The following is a 22326-nucleotide window of genomic DNA, read 5'->3' on the forward strand; positions in this document are numbered from 1 at the left end:
ATTTATAATAAAATATTATCGCTTGTAAAAAATATTATAATTTTAAACTTTGATTTTCTCCAAAGCCCTTTTTTTCTCAATTTGCTTATACATATAATCAATACTTGTTATAATTGCGTAAACTGCCACTAATAATCCCATATTTTTGATTAATCCATCTCCAAAAAATGAACCTCTCGGAATGTAAAACAAATTTGGGATAAAATAGTAGCTTGCAAGTAATAAGAAACTGTTTTTTACAACGTATTTTTCATATTTTATAATTGCAATACCTAATAAAATTGAAATTATAATTAGCCAAATATATCCTAAGTCATACATTTCAGCGATATAATTTGAGCCTATTCCTTCTCCTTTTAAATATGCCACTGGATCTAACTCGTATGTCAATTTGTCGGCTAGGGAATTCGTCAAATAAAGCGTGTCCATCGACTGTGGCTTAAATCCAAAAAGTCCTTGTAAAATGTAAGGATATGGACCTGTGCCCACGATTTTCCCTTTAAAGTTGATTGTGTAGCCCAAGACTAAGTAACTTACTCCTTGTGAAAATAAAAAGTTGCAAATTGAGTTTATTAAATCAAAACTAAATATTTTTTTACTTCTAAAAGACACTAAAAATTGGGAAAAAATTACTGTAAAAGCGGTAAGCCTTATCATTGTCTTCGGTTTTATCCTTATTCCATACACCTTTGCATAATACCACATAACGAATAGAAGCTGAGTTAAAAATATCGCTCTTGCACCTTTAAATGAATCCAATAATTTTACCATCAGATAAAGTAATGAGACGAATAAAAATTTCTTTTTTTTCGGAATGGAAACCAAAAATATTAAAAATCCGATTGTCATTATAGTTCCACTTCCCTTGGTAAAAGCCGGATATTCAACATTTTTTAAAATTCCTGTATAATACGCTTCATAACCAGCACTTAAAATTACTTTTAACTGAAGCAACATTTTGTAAGCTAGAGCGGGTAATGAAATTATGAATAAGAACATTCCCACATTTTCAAAAATCGGATTCTTTTTTAGTGTTATGCTACTTTTTAACTCATATATTTCTTCATTCATAATTGCAATAAAAAATCCTAGATGAGTAAACAGTAAAACTAACAAAAACACTGTTATAATTTCTATCCGGACATCGTAAAAGAAATAAAAATTTGCAAACTTTGTAGCCCATCCAAATTCACGATAATTTACAACATCTAAAAAAATTCTCGTAAAATTAAATAAAAACAGTGTATATAAAAAAATCATATAGGAATTGAGCCAATCCAAATACACTTTTGCTGTAAAAAATACATAAATATAAACAAACAAAAGTAAAACTTCCAAAAATTTCATATCTGACTTTATATTTTCAAAATGTACTGCTACTTTTAAAAATAACACAAAAGCTATTACAAATATATGAAATATTAAAAATAACAGTTTGTCTTTTTTCATATTTTCTTTTTCTCCTTTTTTAAATTTTTTTTATCTTTTAACCACATAAAAAATCCCAAAGGACTTCCTAAAACGAAAAATAATTTGCTATTGCATTCTTTAAAAGATTTTAAGTAACTATAGTTTGAAAATCTACAAAATTTATAGTAAACTGCATTATTTAAAAGTCTTTGTTTAAAAGATAATTTTTCAAAATTTATTTCGTTGTGATAAAGTGCTTGCCCTTTTGGATTATTTAACAGTAATTTATTATATTTTGCGGTCAAACCGTCTTTTTGATAATCTTTAATTTCAATTTTTTCATTTACATAAAGCATGTTATAATTTCTACAAATCCTGTTATAAACGACAGCCTCAGTTATAAATTTTTCACCATCAAAAACAGGAAATGGAAAGTTTTTTATGATTTTTGTGAAAAACACAAGCCCTTTATCTCCTGTTACACCGTATTTGTTATAAATTTCAAACTGTGTTGTGATTAATTCATTTTTAGGAAAAAAGCTTCCTATGATTTCGCCGTTTGGATAAGTTGAAAGATAGCCCATTCCAGCTAAGTTTTTGACATTTTCAAATTTTTTTAAATATTTTAAAATCACTTCAAGTCCATAATTTTTATATTCGTCGTCAGAATCAAGGCAGATAAAAAGTTCTCCACTTGCCTTTTCCATTGCAAAATTATACGCTCTTTGCTTTCCGCCATTTTCTTTGAAAAAATATTTTATGTCAAGTTTTTTTTCGCTCAAAAATTTTTCGACAGTTTCTTTTGTTCCATCGCTTGAGCCATCGTCGACAATTAACCACTCAAAATCTTTAAAAGTTTGATTTTGCAATGAAATATATAATTTTTTTAATAATTCTTTTCTGTTGTAAGTCGGCGTAAAAATTGTAAATTTCATAATTTTCTCCTAATTTTATCTTTTCACTAATTTTTTAAAAATTTTTTTTATTTTTTCTGCAACTTCTTTATTAATAAGTATTTTTGCGATGATTCCCAAATAAACTATTTTTAGTACAAATTTTATCCACGAAACTTCGTGATTTGACAGATAAAAAATTGCTGGATTTAATAAAATTATTAAATAAAAAAACATTTTTTTGTAATTAAAAGAAATGTGATATTTTCTTTTTATGACGACCATTTCAGCAACTGCTCTTAATAAAAACGCCAAAATTGTTGTCCAAAGCGCAATAAATACCCCATAATTTTTAAAATTTGGAATTAAAATCAAATTTCCGATTAAATTAAAAGCCATCGCAAAAACTGAAAAATAGAAAATATACATACTATCTTCGTGAAAATGGAAAAAATAATCCAGACAGACAAGCGCCTGTATCACAATTCCCGCAAGAACATATGGGATAAAGTCAATCGCAGCGGCATAACTTTTTGGAAAAATAAGTTTAATCGCTTCTGGCGCAAAAAGCTGTGCAATCACACATGCAAACGAAATTATTCCCAAAAATGTCTCAAGACTTTTTGTAATTTTAGGATTATTTCTATCAGTTTTCATCGCTTCATAAAACTCCGGAGTCCAGCTGTTTATAAATGACCCTGTTATTACCGATAGAGCTCTTCCCCCAGTAAATGCAAGGCTGTAAGCTCCAACAACAGCAATCGGAATAAATTTTCCCAAAACTATTCTGTCACTAAAATTTACAATTTGGTCAGTCAACTCAATGAAAATTAGTGGTAATCCATTTTTTAGCGAATAATTTACATATTTTTTTTTGAATTTAAAATTAAATTTCCCAAAATAATCTTTAAAAAAATAGACCAAAAGCAAAACTACAGCTGCAAAATTTGCAATTTGATTTCCAAGAGCTCCTAATTTCATATATTTTATAAAATATATCGCTAAAAAATAATTTGAAAAAAGCTTGATTAAACTTCCGAATGCAACTTTTCTGTACATCTTTTTCATTCTAAAAAGCGTTATTGCAAGTGTATTTAAAGCATTCACAAATCCTATTACAATTGTCAAAATAATTAATGAATTGTAATCAATTTTGTTTAAGTCAATTATATACGAAAATATTTTTTTGGAAAACGGTGTTATCAAAAATAAAAAAACTAATAAATTAAAAATTATTATAACCGCAAATGAAGAAAATAAAAAACTCCCAAATTCTTTTGGATCATCTTTTAAATCCACATATTTTTTCATTTGCGCATTATAAATTCCAAGTCCCAAAAATACCGCAAAAAGCGTGGCAATTGGTTCTAACATTCCGACAATCCCATATTCTTCGACAGTCAAAAGCCTTGTAATTATTGGTAAAAATACAAGAGAACCCATCTTTGTAACGACATTTGAAAGCGTATAGACAAGCGTCCCTTTTAATAAACTTTTATTATCCATTAGTTTCCTTTCCTATTTTAACCCAATCAAATCGTGTATTCTTATAATACCAATAACTTTCCCATCTTCTACAACTGGAAGCACCCCAATTTCATTTTTTCTATTTTCCATAAGATTTAGTGCTTCTAGCGCCATTGCCTCTTTGTTAATAAAAATAGGTGATTTTGTCATAATGTCCCTTGCACTGTAGCTAAAAAATTTTTCTTTATGCTGCAATGCTCGTCGTATATCCCCTTCAGTTATAATTCCCACCAATTTACCGTTAATTTTACCATTTTCAGAAATACAGACAGCTCCCATTTTTTTCTTAGTCAAAGTCATAACAACCGTTTCTATCGGATCATTTTCAGAAAGTACAGGCAGCTCTTCACCAATGTGCATCAAATCGGATACGTGCAAAAGTAATCTTTTTCCAAGGCTTCCACCTGGATGATATTTAGCAAAGTCATTTTTTGTAAAGTTTCTAAGTTTCATAAGGCATGCAGCAATTGCATCTCCCATAACAAGCGTAGCAGTTGTCGAACTTGTCGGCGCACCTATTGAACACACTTCTTTATCCACTCCGATATTTACCACCACTTCCGAATATTTTGCAAGCGTTGAATTTTTATTTCCTGTAAGGCATACAATTTTTGCTCCAATCTTTTTTATTGGTTCCAAAATACTCAAAACTTCATCCGAATTTCCACTGTTGGAAATTCCTACTACAATATCCCCTTCACTTATCATTCCCAAATCTCCGTGAAGAGCTTCCGCTGAGTTTACAAAAATTGCACTTGTTCCAGTTGAAGCAAGAGTTGCCGCTATTTTTTCCCCAATTATTCCTGATTTCCCAATTCCTGTAATTACAACCTTATTTTTTCCTAAATTAAAAATCATATTTACCAATTTTTCAAAATTTTCATCAACTTTATCTTTAATTTTTTTTAACTCATCTATTTCAATTTCAAAAACTTTTTTTCCTTCATCAATAATACCTATTTTATTTTCCATTTCTCAAACTTCCTTAATTTTATTTTTTTCAATTTTAGATAATATTTTTTTTATTTCCTGACTTTTATTTTTATGACAAACTAAAAGTGCATCTTTTGTATTTACAATAACTATATCTTCAAGTCCAATTGTTGCAATTATTTTATCATTTTCCTTATTAATAATGATGTTTCCTTCAGATTCAATTTTCTCAAACTTTTTAGATTTTACGACATTTCCGCAGTCATCTTTTGAAAAAATATCCCCCAGCGACTTAAAGCTTCCAACATCGTTCCAACCGATATTTACAGGAATTACATTCACCGATTTTGTATGTTCCATCACTCCAAAGTCGATTGATATCTTCTCAAAATTTTTAAACTCATCTTTGACATAGTCGCTTAATTTTTTTCCATAAAATTTCTTCAAATCAACCTTTTCAAGTAATTTTTCAATATTTTCTAAAACAAATTTGTGTGATTCCATATGTTTTTTTATCTCACTCAAAATAAATTTTGTCTTCCAGATAAACATTCCGCTGTTCCACAAAAAATTTCCTTGCTCAATATATTTTTCTGCAAGTTCCTTATTTGGCTTCTCACGAAACCTTTTTACTTTATATATACAAAATTTATCGTTCTTTTCTGATTTTTTGTTCTTCTTAATGTATTCGATGTACCCGTATCCAGTTTCAGGATAAACTGGTCGTATCCCAAGTGTAATAATCCTATCTTCTTTTGCCGCCTCAAATGCAAATTCTAAACTTTTTAAAAACTCTTCTTCCTTTTCGATCAAATGATCCGATGGCAATACCGCCATAATACTATTTTCTACCAATTTATCAATAATTTGTGCAGCATATCCAATACAGGCCGCTGTATCTCTTGCCATTGGCTCAAAAATAATATTTCTATCTGGTATTTGTGGCAACTCTTCTTTTACAATCTTCAGATAATTAATATTTGTTGAAATAAATATATTTTCACTTGGTATCAATTTTAAAATCCTGTCTACCATTTCCTTTATCATTGTTTTTTCCGACACCAAATCCAAAAATTGTTTTGGTTTTTTGCTCGTTGATAGTGGCCAAAATCTCGTTCCACTCCCTCCTGCCATAATCAAGGCAACTTTATTTATCTTTTTTTCTTCCATTTTCAGATTTTCTCCTAATTTTTTGTTAAAATTATACTTTAGTATACCATAAATTATGGAGTTATTCCATCATTTTTAAAAAATAAATCAATTGCAGATAGTGTAAAAATTTTAAGGGAAAATTTTAATTTCAATATTTTTTTATTTTTTTATTAAAAATATTAAGTAAGTTTATTGATTAATTTTTTTACATTTTGTTTTTAGTTTAGTCTTTTTTAACCTGCGGAAAACATCGAATTTTCTCCTATTTAAAGACAACTTTCACTTCTTTTCCATAAAATGCAATTCCAATTTTTAAAATATTCTTTATTCCTCTTGCCTTAAGCTTTGTGTCATATTTCTTTTCATCTATCTGTTTTAATGCTTTGTGTGCTTTTTCTTCCATTCCCTTTTTCGTCTTTGATATTTTAAATTCCATAAGATAAGCCTTTTCATTGCTTTTTATTGGAATCATAGCAAGATCATATCTTCCGTATCCGCTCTCGTCATTTGAGATAATCTCATATTTTCCCATCAAAAATCCAACAAGCCCTATCATAAACACTTGATAAATCTTTTCCATTTCCTTGTCCAGATCAAAGTGGCTCAGCATATTTATCATTATTTCTCCCAAAGTTTTCTCAAATCTTTTAATATCCCCGTTTTCAAGCGCCCTTATCAAAATATCAGTCTTTATTTCTGTTCCAAAAAATCTATTTAAAAACATATTTCCAACGTATTTTCTAATTTCTTTATTTGGTATTCTTAAGTTATAGATGTCTGTATATTCTGAAGTTACATCTATTTCTCTCTGCTTTTCATCCTTTGTCAAATATCCGCTGTATAAAAGTAGCTGCCATATCTCATCATCATTTCTTAAAACACTTTTTATCGTAGTCCCATCCAAAATATATTTTTCAATGCTTTCTCCATCAGTAAACCGTTTTAAGTCATCATAGACACTTTCTCCAGCGTGGTCAAGCATATTTTCTAGAAGCGTATTTCCTGAAACATTTGCCCAATACGCTTTTATTTCTTTTTCCCTTATATAATTTACAATAGACCAGGGATTGTAGACTTTACTTTCTCCAAAAATGTATCCGTCATACCATTCTCTAACCTCTTCAATCTTATATTTCATATCAAAATATTCAAGCATTTCAACCACTTCGCACTCAAGAAGTCCAAAATATTCTGAATAATTTTTACTTAGAATCGTATTTACATAAAGATTATTTAACCCAGAAAATATTCCTTCTTTTATAATTCTTGTTATTCCTGTCAAAACACCATATTTTAAGGAATTATTTGTTTTTAGTGCCGAGCTGTAAAATGTCTGAAAAAAATTTATTGCTTCATTGTAGTATCCTTTATCAAAAGCGTTTATTATTGGAGCATCGTATTCATCAATTAAAATTATGACTTTTTCTCCATAATATTTATTTAAATAATTTGATAAGTCTAAAAGTGAAGTTTTAAAATTTCTCTCATTTCCAGTTATTTCCCAAACTTTATCGAATTGTCTTTTTTCAACAATATTTAACTTTTCTCTTAAAAAACTATACTCATTAAAAATTTTGTACATGATATTCTTAATACTTTCAAGGCATTCCTCCCAAGTGTCTTCCTTTAGATCTTTCAGTGAAATGAAAATCACAGGATATTTACCTTGCTCGCTCATATATTTACTGCTGGATATTTTTAAATTTTCAAAAAGCTTTTTATTTTCTTCTTTGTTCTTTACATCAAAAAAATATTTAAACATTGACATATTCAGCGTCTTTCCAAATCGCCGTGGTCTTGTAAAAAGTGTTACAGGAGCTCTATTTATCAATAAATCTTCTATTAACATTGATTTATCTACATAATAGTAACTTTCATTTATTATTCTTTCAAAATCTTCAATTCCCACGGGAACAGCCTTTTTATCCATAAAATCACTTCCTTGCTTTTTTTTATTTTTTACAAATTTAATATGACTTAGTTAATGCCTTCAAATCGATAATCTCTTCTATACGCATATTATCATATGAAAACAATAAAGTCAATTTTAAAAAATTTTTACTTTTTAGTTGTTTTAAATTTGTTTAACATTATTTTTTTACATAAGGGGAAAAAGCGATGTTTTCCCCTTGTTAAAAACAAAAAAACTATACTAAACAAGATAACATTTTGTAATCAAAAATAAATTTAAAAATATTAAAAAAAATAGTGAAACTATAAAAAGCTCCACTATTTTTTATTTAAATTGAATTTTGTAAAATTTAGCTAAGATTAGTAAATCAATCTAAATCCTAGTCCTCCTCTTACATTTTCTCCCTTAGTGTCGTATCCTAGGTTGGCTGTTACTCCAAATCTTGTGTTGTCTACTCCTAAGTTCAAATCAAATTTACCGCTTCCTCGTCTGTCTTCCTTTTCACTTCTTATTCCAAACCAGTCCGCATCTGTATATCTTACTCTTGCTTGATTCTTAACATTGTTTACTTTTCCTAGTTCATCTGTGTACGCTGCTGTCAAGCCTAATGTTAAGTTTGTTCTGACTGCCATTGGTTGTACATATTTAAACTCTACTCCTACTTCTGGTTTTACTGAGAAATAGTCATTTCCGTCAACTTCCAATCTAACTTCTCCTCTATCTTCCTTAATATTGCTAAATCTTCCGTATTCCATCTTTAATGCTCCGTATGGTCTTAAATGTGTTCTTTCACTCAATCGTACGTCATAGCCTAAATCTGTCTTGAATGCCGCACCATATGATGTATAATCCGCTTTCGCGTTAAAGATGTCGTCTACTACCAAGAATCTACGTTTCATTTCATTTCTTCCTGCAAACACATCTCCTGCTATTGTCCATCTTAGTGATCCATTGTGATCATTTGCTGGCGACATTGTCTTAAATAGTCCTGCTCTTACCATTGTCTGGTTTTCTCTTGATTTTCCTATGTCTTTGAATTTAAATCTGTTGTTTACTGCTCCTGCATACCATCCTTGTGAGTTTCCTAATTTTACTGTTTCATCTTCATGTACATAGGCTACACCATAAGCATTGCTTGTATAATCTATTATTCCTGCCGTATCTGAATTGTATTCATTTCTCATTCCAAATACTTTTATCTTATTGTTCTGTTTTGATGGATTTCTCCATTGATCGTGAAGATATGTAAATTCTTTGTCAAGCAAACTTCCTGTTTCGTTGATTCTTTGCTGTACATTTCCATACTGGTGTCCCATCATTTCATCTGTTGCCTGATAGAATAAGATTTCTTCGTTGTTTCCTATTCCATTTAATTTTTGGAATAACTGTCTTTCTCTTGTTCCTAATTCTTCAACTCCGTATCTTTGTTCCAATCCATCCAAGAAGTTATATGTATCTGTGCTGTCTACTGGTGTATCTTCTTTTCCTGCCCACGCTGTATATGGTATCTTAGCCATATAGATGCTTGTCATTGTTCCATCGGCTGGATTCAATGTCGGTGTTGCTATCCAGTTCAATCCTCCAGAGTAGATATTCCAATTTGAAACTCCACTTGTTCTTATCGCATTGTTATACGGATCTAATATTTTCGGATCTTTAATCAGGATTGACTTGCTGTTTGTCATTTCTGTTGCTTCTGTTCCAATAATTAAGTCTGCTTCCTGTGTTAAATTTCCTAATCCATTTATTGAATTTGTATAGTCTTTTCCTGATGTATTTACATACAATCCTACACTTGACGCTGATACTTCAATCGGATTTTTTGCAAATGTATTTATCACTACCGGATTCTGTTTTACTCCATTTATTGTTACTGTCGCTGTCTGTGCTCCCGCTGGTGCGTCAATTACTGTTCCTCCTACTCCTTTTCCTGTTGGAGGTGTTGTAAATGTATATACAGTGTCACTTGGATTGCTGCTTCCATTTACTGTTATGTTACCGTAGTTGGCTACTGTTCCTCCCTTTAAGTACACACCTACTGCATTTGATCCGTCTATTGTGATACTTCCTGTATTGTTAAGTGTTGCTCCTTTTCCTAAATATACACCTACTACATTTGTGTAGCTTCCTGATCCTGTTGAAATACTACCTGTATTTATTGCAGTTGCTCCGTTATCTGCATAGATACCTGTCGTATTGTTTCCGTTTAGCACGATGTTACTGTTGTTTGTTGCTGTACTTCCTGCTCCACTTGCATACATACCTATACTGTAGTCACCGTTCACATTGATTGTTCCGTTGTTTATTACGTGTCCTGTATCGCTGTTCTGGTATCCCGCTGCCATACCTATTCCAAATGCGTTTGTTGCTGCGTTTGAAGCCCCTACTGTGATTGTTCCGGTGTTTGTCGCTGTTCCTCCACCTATTGAATAGATTCCAACGTTTCCTACACCGTTTCCAAAGTCCATGTTACCTGAGTTTGTTACTGTTCCTGCTGAGTAGATACCGTAGTTTCCTCCTCCTGCTGCACTTAAGTTTGTTGAGTTGTTTACTGTTCCTGCTGCATCATTTGAGTAAACATAGATATTGTTTGTTCCTAATCCTACATTTGATACTGTCGAATTAATTGTGTTTCCATTTCCAGCATTCGCTATCGCAACCGATGTATCTCCCAAGTTAAATGTTGTACCACTGTTTGTTACTGTTTGACCGCTTCCTACTGTGTACACACCTACTGATTCAGACGCTCCTGTTGCAATTGTTCCTCCTGTTAGGTTTACATTTCCACCTTGTGAATATACACCTACACCTTTATCTCCTACTTTTACTGTTCCTCCTGTTACATCAGCGGCATATCCAAACATACCTATACCGTTATTACCTACTGTAATGTTTCCAGAGTTTGATGTTGTGTAGTTTGTAGCTGTATTTTCTCCGTATAGACCTACACTGCTGTCTCCTAAAGTAATGTTTCCTGTATTTCCAAGAACTGCTCCCGCTGCAAGCGATGCGTCAGGTTTAAACAACACACCTACTGATGATGTTCCTGAACTTGTTATTGTTCCTGCGTTTGTTACACCTTGAGTTGTTGAACCTTCAGAGTACATTCCTGTTGACTTGTTACCCATTGTGATTGTTCCTGTATTTGTTAGGATACTGTCTCCCACTCCGTAAAGTCCTGTCGATGTATCTCCTAGTGTAATTGTTCCTGTTGCATTGTTGTTAATAATTCCATATTTAGCATACATTCCTGTTGAGTTTGCACCACTTAAGTTAATTGCTCCATCATTATTCAATGTAACAGCTGCTCTGTTACCTGTCAAGTTTTCTTGTGCAATTGCAGTTTGACCTGCTTGTGTTCCTGTTATGGTATTGCTGTTATTGTTGTCAATTGATGAATTTGAAATTTCCAATTGATTGTATGCATCATTAGGGTCATCCAAGTTAATTGACTGATTTAATTTTAGTTTACTCAAGTAAAGCATAAATGTCTTATAGTCAGTTCCGTTTATAGTTGCTCCCAGAGCGCCAGCTAGACCACTACCTGCTGTATCCGACAAGTTCATTGATACATCAGAAGCGATGAATAATCTTGAACCACTTGCCATATTAAGTGTTAATTTATTTATAGTACCACCAAATGTATTATTTGCCCAAGTTGTTATGTCTGAAGCTGTAAATGGAGAATATCCACTACCTTTATAATAGAACGCAGTACCTCTTGTATTGGCATCAGTACCTCCTGCTATGTTTGCAGTTGTTGGTCCAGTAAAGTTAATGTGACCTGTGTTATCTGCATAGAATGCTAATGATTTTTGTCCTGTATCTATTGCAGTACCGTTTAATTTTACTGTACCGTCTGCTGCAAGTACATTAAATGCTCCTCCCGTAGTTTTTATGGTACCACCTGTGATGTCAACAGTTCCTCCTTTATATCCATATGCACCAGCTGAAGCACCACCATCAACATTTATAGTTCCTCCACCTGTATGAGTAATAGTACCTCCATCCATTGCTGCAAGCCCAGTTGAACCATCTGTTGCACTTGAGGCAGTTCCTGTTACATCTACTTGTCCACTATTTGTAATTGTTGTAGACTTATTAGCCACTATCGCTTTAACAGAAGCTCCTGTTGCTGATATTTTTCCTGTATTTGTAACCGCTCCTGCACTGTTAGCAAAAATACCTGTTGACTTATCAGATGTTATTGTAATATCTGCTGCAGTTGTCATTGGCGCACCTGTGTATATTCCTATATTTTCACTACCAGATGTTATATTAATAGCATGCTCTGTTCCTGAACCTAGATTAACTTTTCCTTGTTTCACTAGAACACCTGTATTTTTACTTCCTGTCACATTTATCTTGTATTCATTCAATGTAAATGTGTTTGGTGAAGCACTTTCAAAATATACACCTGTATTTTTATCTCCTGTTAAATCTAGTCTTATTACAGATGCTCTTGTTGAACCTGGCAATGTCGTTACTATATTATCTGATGTACTGTGACTAAAAGGAGCTCCTCCATCAAGATCCATCCAACCTTTAAATACAACTCCAGCTGAACTTGTTCCTGAAAGAGTTATCGGCTTATTCAGTAATATTTCTGCCGCATCATAAGAATGTTTATTGTCAACTATGATTCCATATTGAGTGTCTCCTGTTAAGTTAATGTTACCGTCATTTATATATGACCAACCACTATTTGCAGCAGCAACAGGAGATTGAATTACCGCAAGGACATCATTTGTACCACCTATATTAATAGTTCCTCCTGTTTCATTATGAAAATAATGCTGTCTGTCCATTGTTCCACCCTCATCAAGAGCGATCCAACCTATATTTTTACTTCCTGCTGTTGTTATTGTTCCTTTATTTACAAATCCGATATTTCCATGTGTCGGAGCATTTCCATGATACTGTGAAGTCCATAAAACTAAGTGATCACCATTCAAACTAATATTTTTATTATTTACCCATGTCGAATCTCCATTATAATTATGACCATCTGTATGGAATAACCATCTTTGATAATTTGGATCCCCTGTACCTGTATATTCAATATCAGAATTTACATTTATTGTATGTCCACCAACCAACTTGAGTACTGAAATATAATCAGCATTTGTAGCAGTAACATCTAATAAACCGGCACCCACATTACCTTGATTATGATTTAAAGCAGGATTAGTAGGATGAGAATATCTTCCTGTAAACGTAATACCTTTAGCTGTATAATCAAATTCACTTCCGTGAGCTTTTACTGTTAATTTACCACCATCCATATCTTGTTGTGCAATAGCTCCTACTATCCTAGTCGCACCTAAAGCGGCAGAACCTACTGAACCACCAGTCCAACCTTTATCCCATTTTACATATGTTGCTCCATTTGCAATCCAAGCATCATCATCATTACCTGTTGATGGAGCCTGTGGTGCTGGAGGTTCTACATTAGGTATATCTGGTGTATTAATTACAGGCACCGCTGGTTTAAAATTAATAGCCTGTGGCAAGTTAGGTTGTGTAGCCGTAGGCGCTGTTACTGTTGGTGCTGTAAATACTCTTGGGTTAATTCCCGCATTTACTTCAAAAGCTACAATTGGTTCACGCGCTGGTAGTGTACTTGCTATACCGTATCCTGATAATCCTTGTCTGTTGTTTGATGATGCTGAACGTGGATTTCTGTCCTTTGATAGCAATGAATAATTTTTGCTGTTAGGTGCAATGTATCTTTCATATGGATCTGCACTTCTGTCAAATACTCCTTCATATGGGTATTTTTCTTTCTTATCTCCTCTACCTTTGTAAACTCCATTCCAGTTGTTGTTGATGTAATTTATTCCGTACTGCCAAGAACTCCAAGGTGATTTAACTACGTGATCTCCCTGTTCCATTAATTGAATTAATTCAAGATTTGTTGTTCTTAACAATTTGTTGTTTTCTTCTCTTGCTCTTCTAAAATCTTTTTTTATCTGTACTATTGATGTATTTATTGCTTGTTCCTGTGCCTTTATTTCATCTTGTGCTGAATAAAGATTAAATGATATACCTGTAAAACTTATCATTCCTGTCAACAGAAAAGTGATAAGTGCTGAATCAGTATATTTGAAATCTTTAACTCTTTTTGCAAAAGACTTCAGTTCTTTTTTTAGAACTTTTAAATTATTAGTCATAAACTTTAACCTCTTTTCTTTATTATTAAAAAAACTAAGAAAGACGGAAAAACTATCAAGAATAGTTTGAGTGAGTGAGTCTAATAGAAGTCCCGCATTTCAAAAGTTTTTATTTCTACTTTTCAAAGCGTTAACATTATAACAAAAAAAAAAAAAAAATGGCAAGTTTTTTTTAAAGAAATCACAAAAAATTTAAAAGGGAAATAGAATTTTTTTATTTATTAGCAAAGAAAAAAACAAACGCAAGACCAATATTAAAGAGGGGAAAGTAAAAGAGTTTTTTATTTATTTCAGTTGAAAAAATTTTTTTTATTTACTCAATATTTTTAAAGCAGGGGTATCATTGCCATACCCCTGCACCCCGGCTAGTCTTCGTCATTTTTATGTACTGCCAAAAAACTCGCTTACGGCGGGGCAGTTTTGTCAGCACATAAAAATGCTCCGACGGTTTAAATTTTACTATTATACAAAAGGTGTCGTGATTTTTTTGGAGTAAAGACGACTGTTTGAGCACGTTTAGTGCGAGTTTCGGCTTTGCTTCAAAAAAATGCTTAGACGAGCGTGGGGATTATAAGGGGAAATGGCGGTCCTTTCCCCTTATGTAAAAAATAAAAAAATAATATTAAACAAAATAACATTTTGTAATCAAGAATGAATTAAAATCTACCTTTAAAATTTTACTAGCTTTTCCGCATAAATAAAGTGAAATATCTAAAAATATGGCGATGATGCCCCTGCTTTAAAACTTGTAATAAAAAAATAAGATTATTATTGCTTTAACCAAAAAAAAATGGTATCATTTTAATGATGAAAAAAATGTAGGATAGTAGGAAGTGAGGAATTTTTATGAAAAAATTGTTAATTCTGTTTACCATTTTGACGTTTATGGTTATCGGATGTGGTAATTCATCGGAAAGTGGGAAAAAAACAGACAAAGAATCAAGTAATTCTAAAAGATTTAAGATAGGAATTACACAAATTGCGTCGCACCCAGCGCTGGACAACGCCAGAAAAGGATTTAAGGATGCTTTTAAAGAAGCTGGAATTGATGCAGACTTTGATGAAAAAAATGCAAATGGGGAAACTGCAAATGCAAATCTTATTGCAAATAACTTTGCCAGTTCAAAAGTCGACCTAATTTATGCAATAGCAACAAGTACAGCACAAACCGCAGTACAATCGACGAATTCCATACCAATTGTGTTTGCAGCAATCACAGATCCCAAATCAGCTGGGATTTTGAGACAAAATGTAACGGGTGTAAGTGACAGAATGGATGTAACAGAACAAATGAAATTACTAAAAAGATTGGACAACAAAATAAAATCGGTAGGTGTCATTTACAATTCATCTGAACCAAATTCAAAGGTTCAAGTGGAAGATTTAAAAAAAGCGGCGGCAACACTAGGACTTACAGTTGTTGAAAAAAGTGTAACTCAGGCAAATGAGATTCCACAAACAGTTGATAATCTGATAAGGGAAGCCGATGCAATCTATTTGCCAACAGATAATTTAGTTGCTTCAGTCGCAAATTTAATTACGGAAAAAGCTACAAATGCTAAAAAAATAGTATTTGGAGCGGAAGCTGCCCACGTGGAAAAAGGAGCTTTAATCACTCAGGGAGTAAGTTATTACGAAATTGGAAAAGAAGCTGGAAAAATGGCAATTGAAATTTTGAAAAATGGTAAAAAACCTAATGAAATTCAATTTAAACAAATGCCATTAAGTGAAATCGTAATTAACGAAAAAACACTTTCAGCACTAAATATTAATTTGCCACAAGACATTAAAAATAGCGCAAAAATGGTAAAATAAAAATAATGAAGTTTTAATTTAAATAAATTTAAATAAAGAGAAAAAGAAAATTTCAAAAAAAGAAAGGTAAAATAAAAACATGAAAAAAATATTATTAGTACTTATAAGTTTAATTTTTGCACTTTCGTGTGGAAGTAAAAATGACACTGTCAATGGAAAAACTCAAAATAGTTCACAACAAAAAGTTAAATTCAAAATTGGAGTAACTCAATTTATGACTCATCCATCGCTTGACTTAGTAAAAAAAGGATTTGAGGATGCAATAAAAGAAGCTGGACTAAATGTTGACTTTGACGAAAAAAATGCAAATGGGGAAGTTTCAACTGCAACGTTAATTGCAAACAATTACAAAGCTGATAAAAAAGACTTGGTATTCGGAATTGCAACTCCGTCAGCACAGCAACTCGCAAACAACATAACTGATATACCGGTACTATTTTCTGCCGTAACAGACCCCGCTTCTGCCAAAATTCTAAATTCAAATGTAACAGGGACAAGCGACAAAGTTGACAACGTTTCACAGCAATTGGACTTACTTTTAAAATTAAATCCAAATGTAAAAAAAATAGGAATTTTATACAATCCATCTGAACAAAATTCACTTGTTCAAATCGCTGAAATTCAAAAAAGAGCAAAAGAAAAAAAATTAGAAGTTGTGCTACAAGGTATTACAAATTTTGGAGAATTGGCTCAAGCTACAAAAAATTTACTTACACAAGTTGACGCTCTTTATTTGCCAACAGATAACTTGGTAGTTTCAGGAATGCAGCTTATCACATCAGAAGCGATAAATGCTAAAAAGATAGTCGTTGTTTCTGAAAACTCATCAGTTGAAATAGGAGCTCTATTTACAATGGGAATTGACTACTATGAATTAGGTAAGAGAACTGGTCAAATGGCAGTTGACATTTTAAACGGAAAACCTGTTTCGCAAGTTCCTTTTGAAACTTCAAAGCAATTAAAGCTTTATGTCAATAAAAAAACTGCAAAAGCACTTGGAATCGATATAAATAATCCGCTATTTAAAGGTGCCGAAATTGTAGGTAAATAAAACAAAAAAACTAATACAAAAAGAAAGAGAGTAAAAAATGAATGAGTTGGTAATTTTCTTACAAAGCTTGCCTGAAGCTTTTAAGATAGGATTTATATATTCAATAATGGTCATGGGAGTCTATTTGACTTATAAAATACTGGATTTTCCAGATATGTCGGTGGACGGAACTTTTCCACTTGGAGGATTTATCTTTGCGGCGTTTTCCCTTTCCACAACAGGATTTTTTGGGATAACAAGTCCTGTTATGGGACTAATTTTAGCCGTTATTGGTGGAATGATAGCTGGACTTATAACAGGAGCACTGCACGTCTATTTAAAAATCAATGGACTTCTTGCGGGAATTCTTGTAATGACTGGACTTTACAGCATAAATTCCCGAATTGTCGGAATGCCAAATGTGTTTATTTCACCAGAAAGAAGTATTTACGAAATAGTGTCATTTGAAAAAAACTTTATTCCATTTGTAATCATATTAATATTTTTACTAATTTTAAAAGGATTTTATGACTACAAGATAAAAGCCAATAAATATATGTTTGTGAGCATGGGAGTTTACATAGTTTCAACAATTGCACTAATTGTCTATGTTGCACTTACAAAAGATGTAAAACTTATGTTAACTATCATAATCGCCTTTGTCATAAAGATGACAATTGACTACATTTTGACTTCAAAATTTGGATTTGCGTTAAGAGCGCTGGGAAATAATGAACAGCTCGTAATCAGTTTGGGAGTCAATCAGAAAAGATTAAAAATATTTGGACTTATGATTTCAAACGGAGTTGTCGCACTATCTGGAGCACTTTTTGCCCAAAACTTAAAGGTTGCGGATTTACAATCTGGAGTTGGGACAATCGTAATCGGTCTTGCCGCAATAATTTTAGGACTTGGAGTATTAAAAAAATCGCAACTCATAAATGAAATTTCAATCGTTACGATAGGTTCACTTATGTACTACTTCATAATAAATTTGGCACTTATGTCAAATACCTGGACAAAATCACTATTTCAAGCGATTAAATTGCCAGATAACTTAATTCAGATTTTGGAAATCAAGCCAACTGATGTAAAAATTATTACAGCAATAATTTTAACGATAATTTTGTGGAATGAATTTGTGAAAAAATCCAAAAAAGGTAAGAAAAAATTGAAAAAAGAAAGTGGAAGATAAAAAATGATAGAGATAAAAAACTTACATAAAACATTTTTCTCAGAACTTGGAACGGAAAAAAAAGTTTTCAGAGGACTAGATTTTACAATAAACGACGGCGATTTTATAACAGTTATTGGAAGTAATGGTGCGGGAAAGTCAACTTTACTTAATGTTTTAAACGGACAAGTGATACCTGACGCAGGAGAAATTATTCTAAATGGACAAAACATCACAACTGTAGAACAGCACAAAAGAGCCAGATGGATTTCTCAAGTTTATCAAAACCCGACAATGGGAACAGCACCTTCAATGACCGTTTTAGAAAATTTGTCAATGGCGAAAAATAAAGGTAAAAGATTTAATTTTACATTCGGACTGGACACAAAAAACATTGATTTTTACAAAGCACAATTAGCTGACATCGGTTTAGGTCTTGAAAAGCAGCTACATACTCAAGTAGGACTTCTATCTGGTGGGCAAAGACAGTGTCTATCACTTATAATGGCAACTCTAAACCGTCCAGACATACTTTTACTAGATGAACATACAGCAGCGCTTGACCCCGAGACTTCCAATAAAATTTTGGAAAAGACAAAGGAGATTATCGAAAAAAACGACATCACAAGCCTTATGATAACTCACAATATGCAAGACGCCATAACCTATGGAAATAGACTGATTATGCTTCACGCAGGAGAAGTTATTTTCGATATAAAAGGCGCTGAAAAACAAAAGTTGACTGTTGAAAAATTATTGGAAATGTTTAAGACAAAAGACGCAAAATTGTCGGATAAGGACGTGTTTTAAAAAGATACTTTAAAAAAAACGAAAGTGGAAATAAAAAATAAGTTTCCACTTTTTTTATAAAAAATTTTTAAATTAAAATTACAAATTTTTAATCTGTAAATTTCAAAATTTTAAATAAAGGTTATTTTGTGATAAAATCTAGTAATTTGAACATAACTTCCTTATTTTCTTTTGGAATTGGAAAATCAATAATTTCTTTTGCAGTCTGTCCTTGAAGCGTATCACAAATATAAGCAAAGTCATTTGTTACAATTTCTCTCACATCGTTTTCCTGCGGCTCAAAGTGAAATTGAAGCCCCAAAATATTGCCATTTAAAAGAAATCCCTGATTTTTTACAAGTTCGCTTGAAAATAAAAGCGTTGCACCTTTTGGAATTTGAAACATATCTTCGTGCCAGTGAAGCGCTGTCAATTCCTTTGGAATTCCAGGAATTATATCACTTTGCAAATATACTTTGTCCCATCCAACTTCTTTTACAGGCGATTTTGAAACCACATACCCCAATGCACGTGAAATTTGTTGTGCTCCAAAACAAGCTCCAAAAATAGGTTTATTTTGTTTCATAAGCTGTCGAATCAAAACTCTTTCCTGAAAAATCCACTCGTCTGTATCATTTGGACTCATAGGCCCTCCCAAAACGACAAGAAAATCAGTTTCATCAGCTTTTGGTAAAACTCCGTTGTAAAAATATGGATGATAAGTATAAACTTCGTGTCCATTCCGCTGTGCCCAATCAGCAATTGAGCCCATATTTTCATTTGGCGTATGCTGTAAAACATTTATTCTCATTTTTTGTCCTCCTAGATTAATTAATATCTTGTATTATTGCACATTCAGATTCAAAAATCAATAATTTTCAAAAAAATTTTTTAATATTCTATTTTTATCACTTCTAATTATTTTTATGAAAAAATTTATTTTAGTCTATTTCCAGTTCTCTTTCCAGTGCCTCCTGTAAAACTTTTGAAAAATTTATATTACTTCTTTTTGCTGCTTCATTAAGCCAACTAGGAATTGTTACATTCTTTCTAATTGATTTCACATTTACATCTTTCAAATATTTTTGAAAATCTAAACCTACTAATGATTTAAAAGAATTTTTTACTGTTTCCTCTACTTCTTTCTCATTTTCAAATATCTCTTTTATATATAACTTAACATTTACATTTTCCAGACTTGTTGCTTTAGGAAACTTTTTATTTTCTTTGTAATAATCTAATAAATTCATTCCCAAATAATCAGTCGCCATATAATATGCATCTTCTAAATTTTCTCCACAGGTTGCTCCACCAAAATCAGGGAATAAAACACTGTATCCTTCTTTTTCTTTTACAAAGATTGCTGGATAAATAACAAACATATTTACACCTCCTTTGTTCTCAAAGTAAGGCGCAGGATTATTTTAATCCTGCCTGTTTTAGGATTACTTTCTCAAGTATTTTCCCTAATTCCTTACTATGACAAGGCACTTCGGTCACCTTACCGGTTACGAAATTTTTCAATCTTCTATGAGAACCTTTTCCACCCTTTATTTCGACGAAACCGTTTCTCTTTAAAAATCGAATCATTTCTTTAGAATTCATAGGCACTCCTAATCACCTCTAACTTATTATACATCAAAATACGCATAAAATCAACACTTTTTTCGATTATTTTTCACAATTACTGGCATTATTTAAAAAAAAAATCCTAAATATATTGTTTTTAAAATTTTTGTTGTAATATCCCAGTTTTTTTGGTAAAATCTTAATTGAGAAAAATAATTTTTAGAAAGGAAATCAAAATGGATACAGAAAATCAAACATTTAATTTAAGCACAATAATCAAAATTATTTACAAAGACAAAGCTTTAATTGCTCTAGTTACAATTATAACAATGATACTTGCGACAGCTTTTGCATTTTTAAACAAATCTTTTAAGACGGAAATAAACTTATATGGAAATGACAAAGTTTTGACGGAAATAGGAGAAAATTCCCAGTATTCACTAAGTTCGTTTGAATTTTTCTCATACATAAAAAGTCATTCCAAAACACTAAAAAACTTAAATTTACCAGAAAACAAATTTTTAAAGGAAATGTCAAATAGACTTACTGCACAAGCTGAAACAGGCGATCCGCTGGTAAAAGTAAAATTTACAACAAAAAGTAAATCTGAAGGAGAAAATTTTTCCAAAGAATATCACACACTTGCACAAGATTATTTAGCGGACAAAAAAAATAACTATTTGGATTCTCAATTAAAATTATTGGATGAACAATATAAATTTATTTCTCAAAATACTGATATAAGAACGACGAAGGACCCTTTGACTGATACTTTGGTTTCAAGACTTTCTTACTACCGTCTGTTAAAAAATGACACAAGTCCAGTTATAAAATATATTAATTCAACCACAAAACCGGCATTAAACAAAAAACTAGTTTTGGCGGCATCACTTTTTGTTGGATTATTTTTAGGAATTTTTGCCGCATTTATTAAAGAGTATTCAAATACACTTGATTGGAAAGAAATAAAAGAAAAAAATAAATTAAAAATAAAAGGAGAAAGATGAATTTTTACTATCATACAATAACAACACTGATTTTAGCATTTTTTTATTATGTAGGTTTTAAATTTCCAGATTACGACTTAAAACTAAAGTTAAGTCACAGAAATATGCTGACACATTCCCCGCTATTAGTCGTTATTCTATTTTTATTACATCAAAACAAGATTCTTACACTAATTTATAAAATGAAATACGATATAACAGATTTTGTAATAGTTGGACTAAGTTTAGGAATTGCGATTCATTTATTGTATGATTTGTTTCCCAAAAGTTTTAAAGGTATGGCACTTTTACAATTTCCAATTATAGAAAAAGGATTAACAGAAGGTGAAACAATAGTGATTATGGTAATTTTTATTACTTTTTTGACAGGATTTTCTGTCTATAAATTAGTAAACTATCTTGATTTGACTACAAGCCTTATTTTAATAATAATCACCTTTATTGTAAAAAGAAAAAGTGAAAAGAAATTTTTTAGAGTAGCATTTCTTTTTGTCATCATTTTTTCGCTTTTAATTTACTTAAAACAAAAATATTTATTATAATTGAAAATTCTTATAATCAAAAAAATTTTTCTAAATACAAAAAACTATCTTACAAATTAAGTTAAAATTTATAAGATAGTTTTTTTAATCTTTTCAAAAAATACAGATTATTTTTTTGTAGCTTTGGCAACTCCATCAGCCAATTTTTTTCCAACTTTAAATTTCACTACTTTTTTGGCAGGTATATGTATTTTTTCGCCTGTTGCTGGATTTCTTCCATCTTTTGCTGCTCTTTCTCTTATCTCAAATGCTCCCCAGCCAACAAACTGAACCGATTCTCCTTTTTCTAAAATTTCCTGCACTGTTTCTAAAAAAGCATTTACTAATTCTTCCGATCTTTTTTTAGTTTCTTTGGTTGCTTTAGCATATGCTTCGACAAATTCTTTTTTTGACATTTTCA

The 22326-nt window shown here is 31.5% G+C and carries 17 protein-coding genes; 6 read left to right on the plus strand and 11 right to left on the minus strand.

Features of this window, described 5'->3' with window-relative positions; translation table 11 throughout:
* Positions 1-42 precede the first annotated feature (42 nt).
* From wzy to AXF11_RS00920, 7 genes are all read right to left on the minus strand, one after another.
* Positions 43-1449: an O-antigen polysaccharide polymerase Wzy gene (wzy, locus tag AXF11_RS00890; protein WP_068154078.1), complete on the minus strand. Its 1407-nt coding sequence runs from the start codon at positions 1447-1449 to the stop codon at positions 43-45.
* A complete protein-coding gene (locus tag AXF11_RS00895; protein WP_068154079.1) occupies positions 1446-2345 on the minus strand; it encodes a glycosyltransferase family 2 protein in 900 nt (299 codons plus the stop codon). Before AXF11_RS00895 ends, wzy begins: the two co-directional genes overlap by 4 nt.
* A gap of 15 nt (positions 2346-2360) precedes the next feature.
* On the minus strand, positions 2361-3809 hold the full coding sequence (locus tag AXF11_RS00900; protein ID WP_068154080.1) for a lipopolysaccharide biosynthesis protein: 1449 nt from the start codon (positions 3807-3809) through the stop codon (positions 2361-2363).
* 12 nt (positions 3810-3821) lie between these two features.
* On the minus strand, positions 3822-4802 hold the full coding sequence (locus AXF11_RS00905) for a KpsF/GutQ family sugar-phosphate isomerase (RefSeq protein WP_068154081.1): 981 nt from the start codon (positions 4800-4802) through the stop codon (positions 3822-3824).
* A 3-nt stretch (positions 4803-4805) separates the two neighbouring features.
* Positions 4806-5918 carry a mannose-1-phosphate guanylyltransferase gene (locus tag AXF11_RS00910; protein WP_068158101.1) on the minus strand — a complete coding sequence of 371 codons (1113 nt, stop codon included), beginning with the start codon at positions 5916-5918 and terminating at the stop codon, positions 4806-4808.
* A gap of 259 nt (positions 5919-6177) precedes the next feature.
* The gene (locus AXF11_RS00915) at positions 6178-7845 is read right to left on the minus strand and encodes an AAA family ATPase (RefSeq protein ID WP_068154082.1); all 1668 of its coding nucleotides are present in this window, start codon (positions 7843-7845) and stop codon (positions 6178-6180) included.
* Between the two features lie 341 nt (positions 7846-8186).
* On the minus strand, positions 8187-14000 hold the full coding sequence (locus AXF11_RS00920; protein ID WP_068154083.1) for an autotransporter-associated N-terminal domain-containing protein: 5814 nt from the start codon (positions 13998-14000) through the stop codon (positions 8187-8189).
* Between the two features lie 846 nt (positions 14001-14846).
* On the opposite strand from AXF11_RS00920, the gene AXF11_RS00925 reads away from it, so the two are divergent.
* The 4 genes from AXF11_RS00925 (at position 14847) to AXF11_RS00940 (ending at position 18829) form a co-directional block, all read left to right on the plus strand.
* Positions 14847-15815 carry an ABC transporter substrate-binding protein gene (locus AXF11_RS00925; protein ID WP_068154084.1) on the plus strand — a complete coding sequence of 323 codons (969 nt, stop codon included), beginning with the start codon at positions 14847-14849 and terminating at the stop codon, positions 15813-15815.
* A gap of 79 nt (positions 15816-15894) precedes the next feature.
* Positions 15895-16866, plus strand: coding sequence for an ABC transporter substrate-binding protein (locus AXF11_RS00930; protein WP_068154085.1), 972 nt, complete (start codon positions 15895-15897; stop codon positions 16864-16866).
* Between the two features lie 37 nt (positions 16867-16903).
* Positions 16904-18040 carry an ABC transporter permease gene (locus AXF11_RS00935; RefSeq protein ID WP_068154086.1) on the plus strand — a complete coding sequence of 379 codons (1137 nt, stop codon included), beginning with the start codon at positions 16904-16906 and terminating at the stop codon, positions 18038-18040.
* Between the two features lie 3 nt (positions 18041-18043).
* Positions 18044-18829 (plus strand): ABC transporter ATP-binding protein, encoded by a 786-nt coding sequence (locus tag AXF11_RS00940; protein ID WP_068154087.1) that lies wholly within the window; start codon positions 18044-18046, stop codon positions 18827-18829.
* A 121-nt stretch (positions 18830-18950) separates the two neighbouring features.
* Here AXF11_RS00940 and AXF11_RS00945 read toward each other — a convergent pair whose 3' ends face one another.
* The 3 genes from AXF11_RS00945 to AXF11_RS00955 form a co-directional block, all read right to left on the minus strand.
* Positions 18951-19619 (minus strand): type 1 glutamine amidotransferase, encoded by a 669-nt coding sequence (locus AXF11_RS00945; protein WP_068154088.1) that lies wholly within the window; start codon positions 19617-19619, stop codon positions 18951-18953.
* A gap of 130 nt (positions 19620-19749) precedes the next feature.
* Positions 19750-20190: a type II toxin-antitoxin system HicB family antitoxin gene (locus AXF11_RS00950; protein WP_068154089.1), complete on the minus strand. Its 441-nt coding sequence runs from the start codon at positions 20188-20190 to the stop codon at positions 19750-19752.
* 37 nt (positions 20191-20227) lie between these two features.
* Positions 20228-20413 carry a type II toxin-antitoxin system HicA family toxin gene (locus tag AXF11_RS00955; RefSeq protein WP_231724720.1) on the minus strand — a complete coding sequence of 62 codons (186 nt, stop codon included), beginning with the start codon at positions 20411-20413 and terminating at the stop codon, positions 20228-20230.
* Between the two features lie 200 nt (positions 20414-20613).
* Between AXF11_RS00955 and AXF11_RS00960 the strand changes: the two genes are divergently transcribed.
* Together AXF11_RS00960 and AXF11_RS00965 are read left to right on the plus strand one after the other, a co-directional pair.
* Positions 20614-21384 (plus strand): lipopolysaccharide biosynthesis protein, encoded by a 771-nt coding sequence (locus AXF11_RS00960; RefSeq protein WP_068154091.1) that lies wholly within the window; start codon positions 20614-20616, stop codon positions 21382-21384.
* A complete protein-coding gene (locus AXF11_RS00965) occupies positions 21381-21926 on the plus strand; it encodes a hypothetical protein (RefSeq protein ID WP_068154092.1) in 546 nt (181 codons plus the stop codon). The genes AXF11_RS00960 and AXF11_RS00965 overlap by 4 nt, the downstream gene beginning before the upstream one ends.
* A gap of 107 nt (positions 21927-22033) precedes the next feature.
* Here AXF11_RS00965 and AXF11_RS00970 read toward each other — a convergent pair whose 3' ends face one another.
* On the minus strand, positions 22034-22321 hold the full coding sequence (locus tag AXF11_RS00970; RefSeq protein WP_068154093.1) for an HU family DNA-binding protein: 288 nt from the start codon (positions 22319-22321) through the stop codon (positions 22034-22036).
* Positions 22322-22326: the final 5 nt, after the last annotated feature.

Source organism: Leptotrichia sp. oral taxon 847 (assembly GCF_001553645.1).
Classification (GTDB): domain Bacteria; phylum Fusobacteriota; class Fusobacteriia; order Fusobacteriales; family Leptotrichiaceae; genus Leptotrichia.

Bases quoted from the DNA above. Each gene is read 5' to 3' on its own strand.
- wzy (WP_068154078.1), bottom strand. From the start codon at position 1,449: ATGAAAAAAGACAAACTGTTATTTTTAATATTTCATATATTTGTAATA.
- AXF11_RS00895 (WP_068154079.1), bottom strand. From the start codon at position 2,345: ATGAAATTTACAATTTTTACGCCGACTTACAACAGAAAAGAATTATTA.
- AXF11_RS00900 (WP_068154080.1), bottom strand. From the start codon at position 3,809: ATGGATAATAAAAGTTTATTAAAAGGGACGCTTGTCTATACGCTTTCA.
- AXF11_RS00905 (WP_068154081.1), bottom strand. From the start codon at position 4,802: ATGGAAAATAAAATAGGTATTATTGATGAAGGAAAAAAAGTTTTTGAA.
- AXF11_RS00915 (WP_068154082.1), bottom strand. From the start codon at position 7,845: ATGGATAAAAAGGCTGTTCCCGTGGGAATTGAAGATTTTGAAAGAATA.
- AXF11_RS00920 (WP_068154083.1), bottom strand. From the start codon at position 14,000: ATGACTAATAATTTAAAAGTTCTAAAAAAAGAACTGAAGTCTTTTGCA.
- AXF11_RS00925 (WP_068154084.1), top strand. From the start codon at position 14,847: ATGAAAAAATTGTTAATTCTGTTTACCATTTTGACGTTTATGGTTATC.
- AXF11_RS00930 (WP_068154085.1), top strand. From the start codon at position 15,895: ATGAAAAAAATATTATTAGTACTTATAAGTTTAATTTTTGCACTTTCG.
- AXF11_RS00935 (WP_068154086.1), top strand. From the start codon at position 16,904: ATGAATGAGTTGGTAATTTTCTTACAAAGCTTGCCTGAAGCTTTTAAG.
- AXF11_RS00940 (WP_068154087.1), top strand. From the start codon at position 18,044: ATGATAGAGATAAAAAACTTACATAAAACATTTTTCTCAGAACTTGGA.
- AXF11_RS00945 (WP_068154088.1), bottom strand. From the start codon at position 19,619: ATGAGAATAAATGTTTTACAGCATACGCCAAATGAAAATATGGGCTCA.
- AXF11_RS00950 (WP_068154089.1), bottom strand. From the start codon at position 20,190: ATGTTTGTTATTTATCCAGCAATCTTTGTAAAAGAAAAAGAAGGATAC.
- AXF11_RS00955 (WP_231724720.1), bottom strand. From the start codon at position 20,413: ATGAATTCTAAAGAAATGATTCGATTTTTAAAGAGAAACGGTTTCGTC.
- AXF11_RS00960 (WP_068154091.1), top strand. From the start codon at position 20,614: ATGGATACAGAAAATCAAACATTTAATTTAAGCACAATAATCAAAATT.
- AXF11_RS00965 (WP_068154092.1), top strand. From the start codon at position 21,381: ATGAATTTTTACTATCATACAATAACAACACTGATTTTAGCATTTTTT.
- AXF11_RS00970 (WP_068154093.1), bottom strand. From the start codon at position 22,321: ATGTCAAAAAAAGAATTTGTCGAAGCATATGCTAAAGCAACCAAAGAA.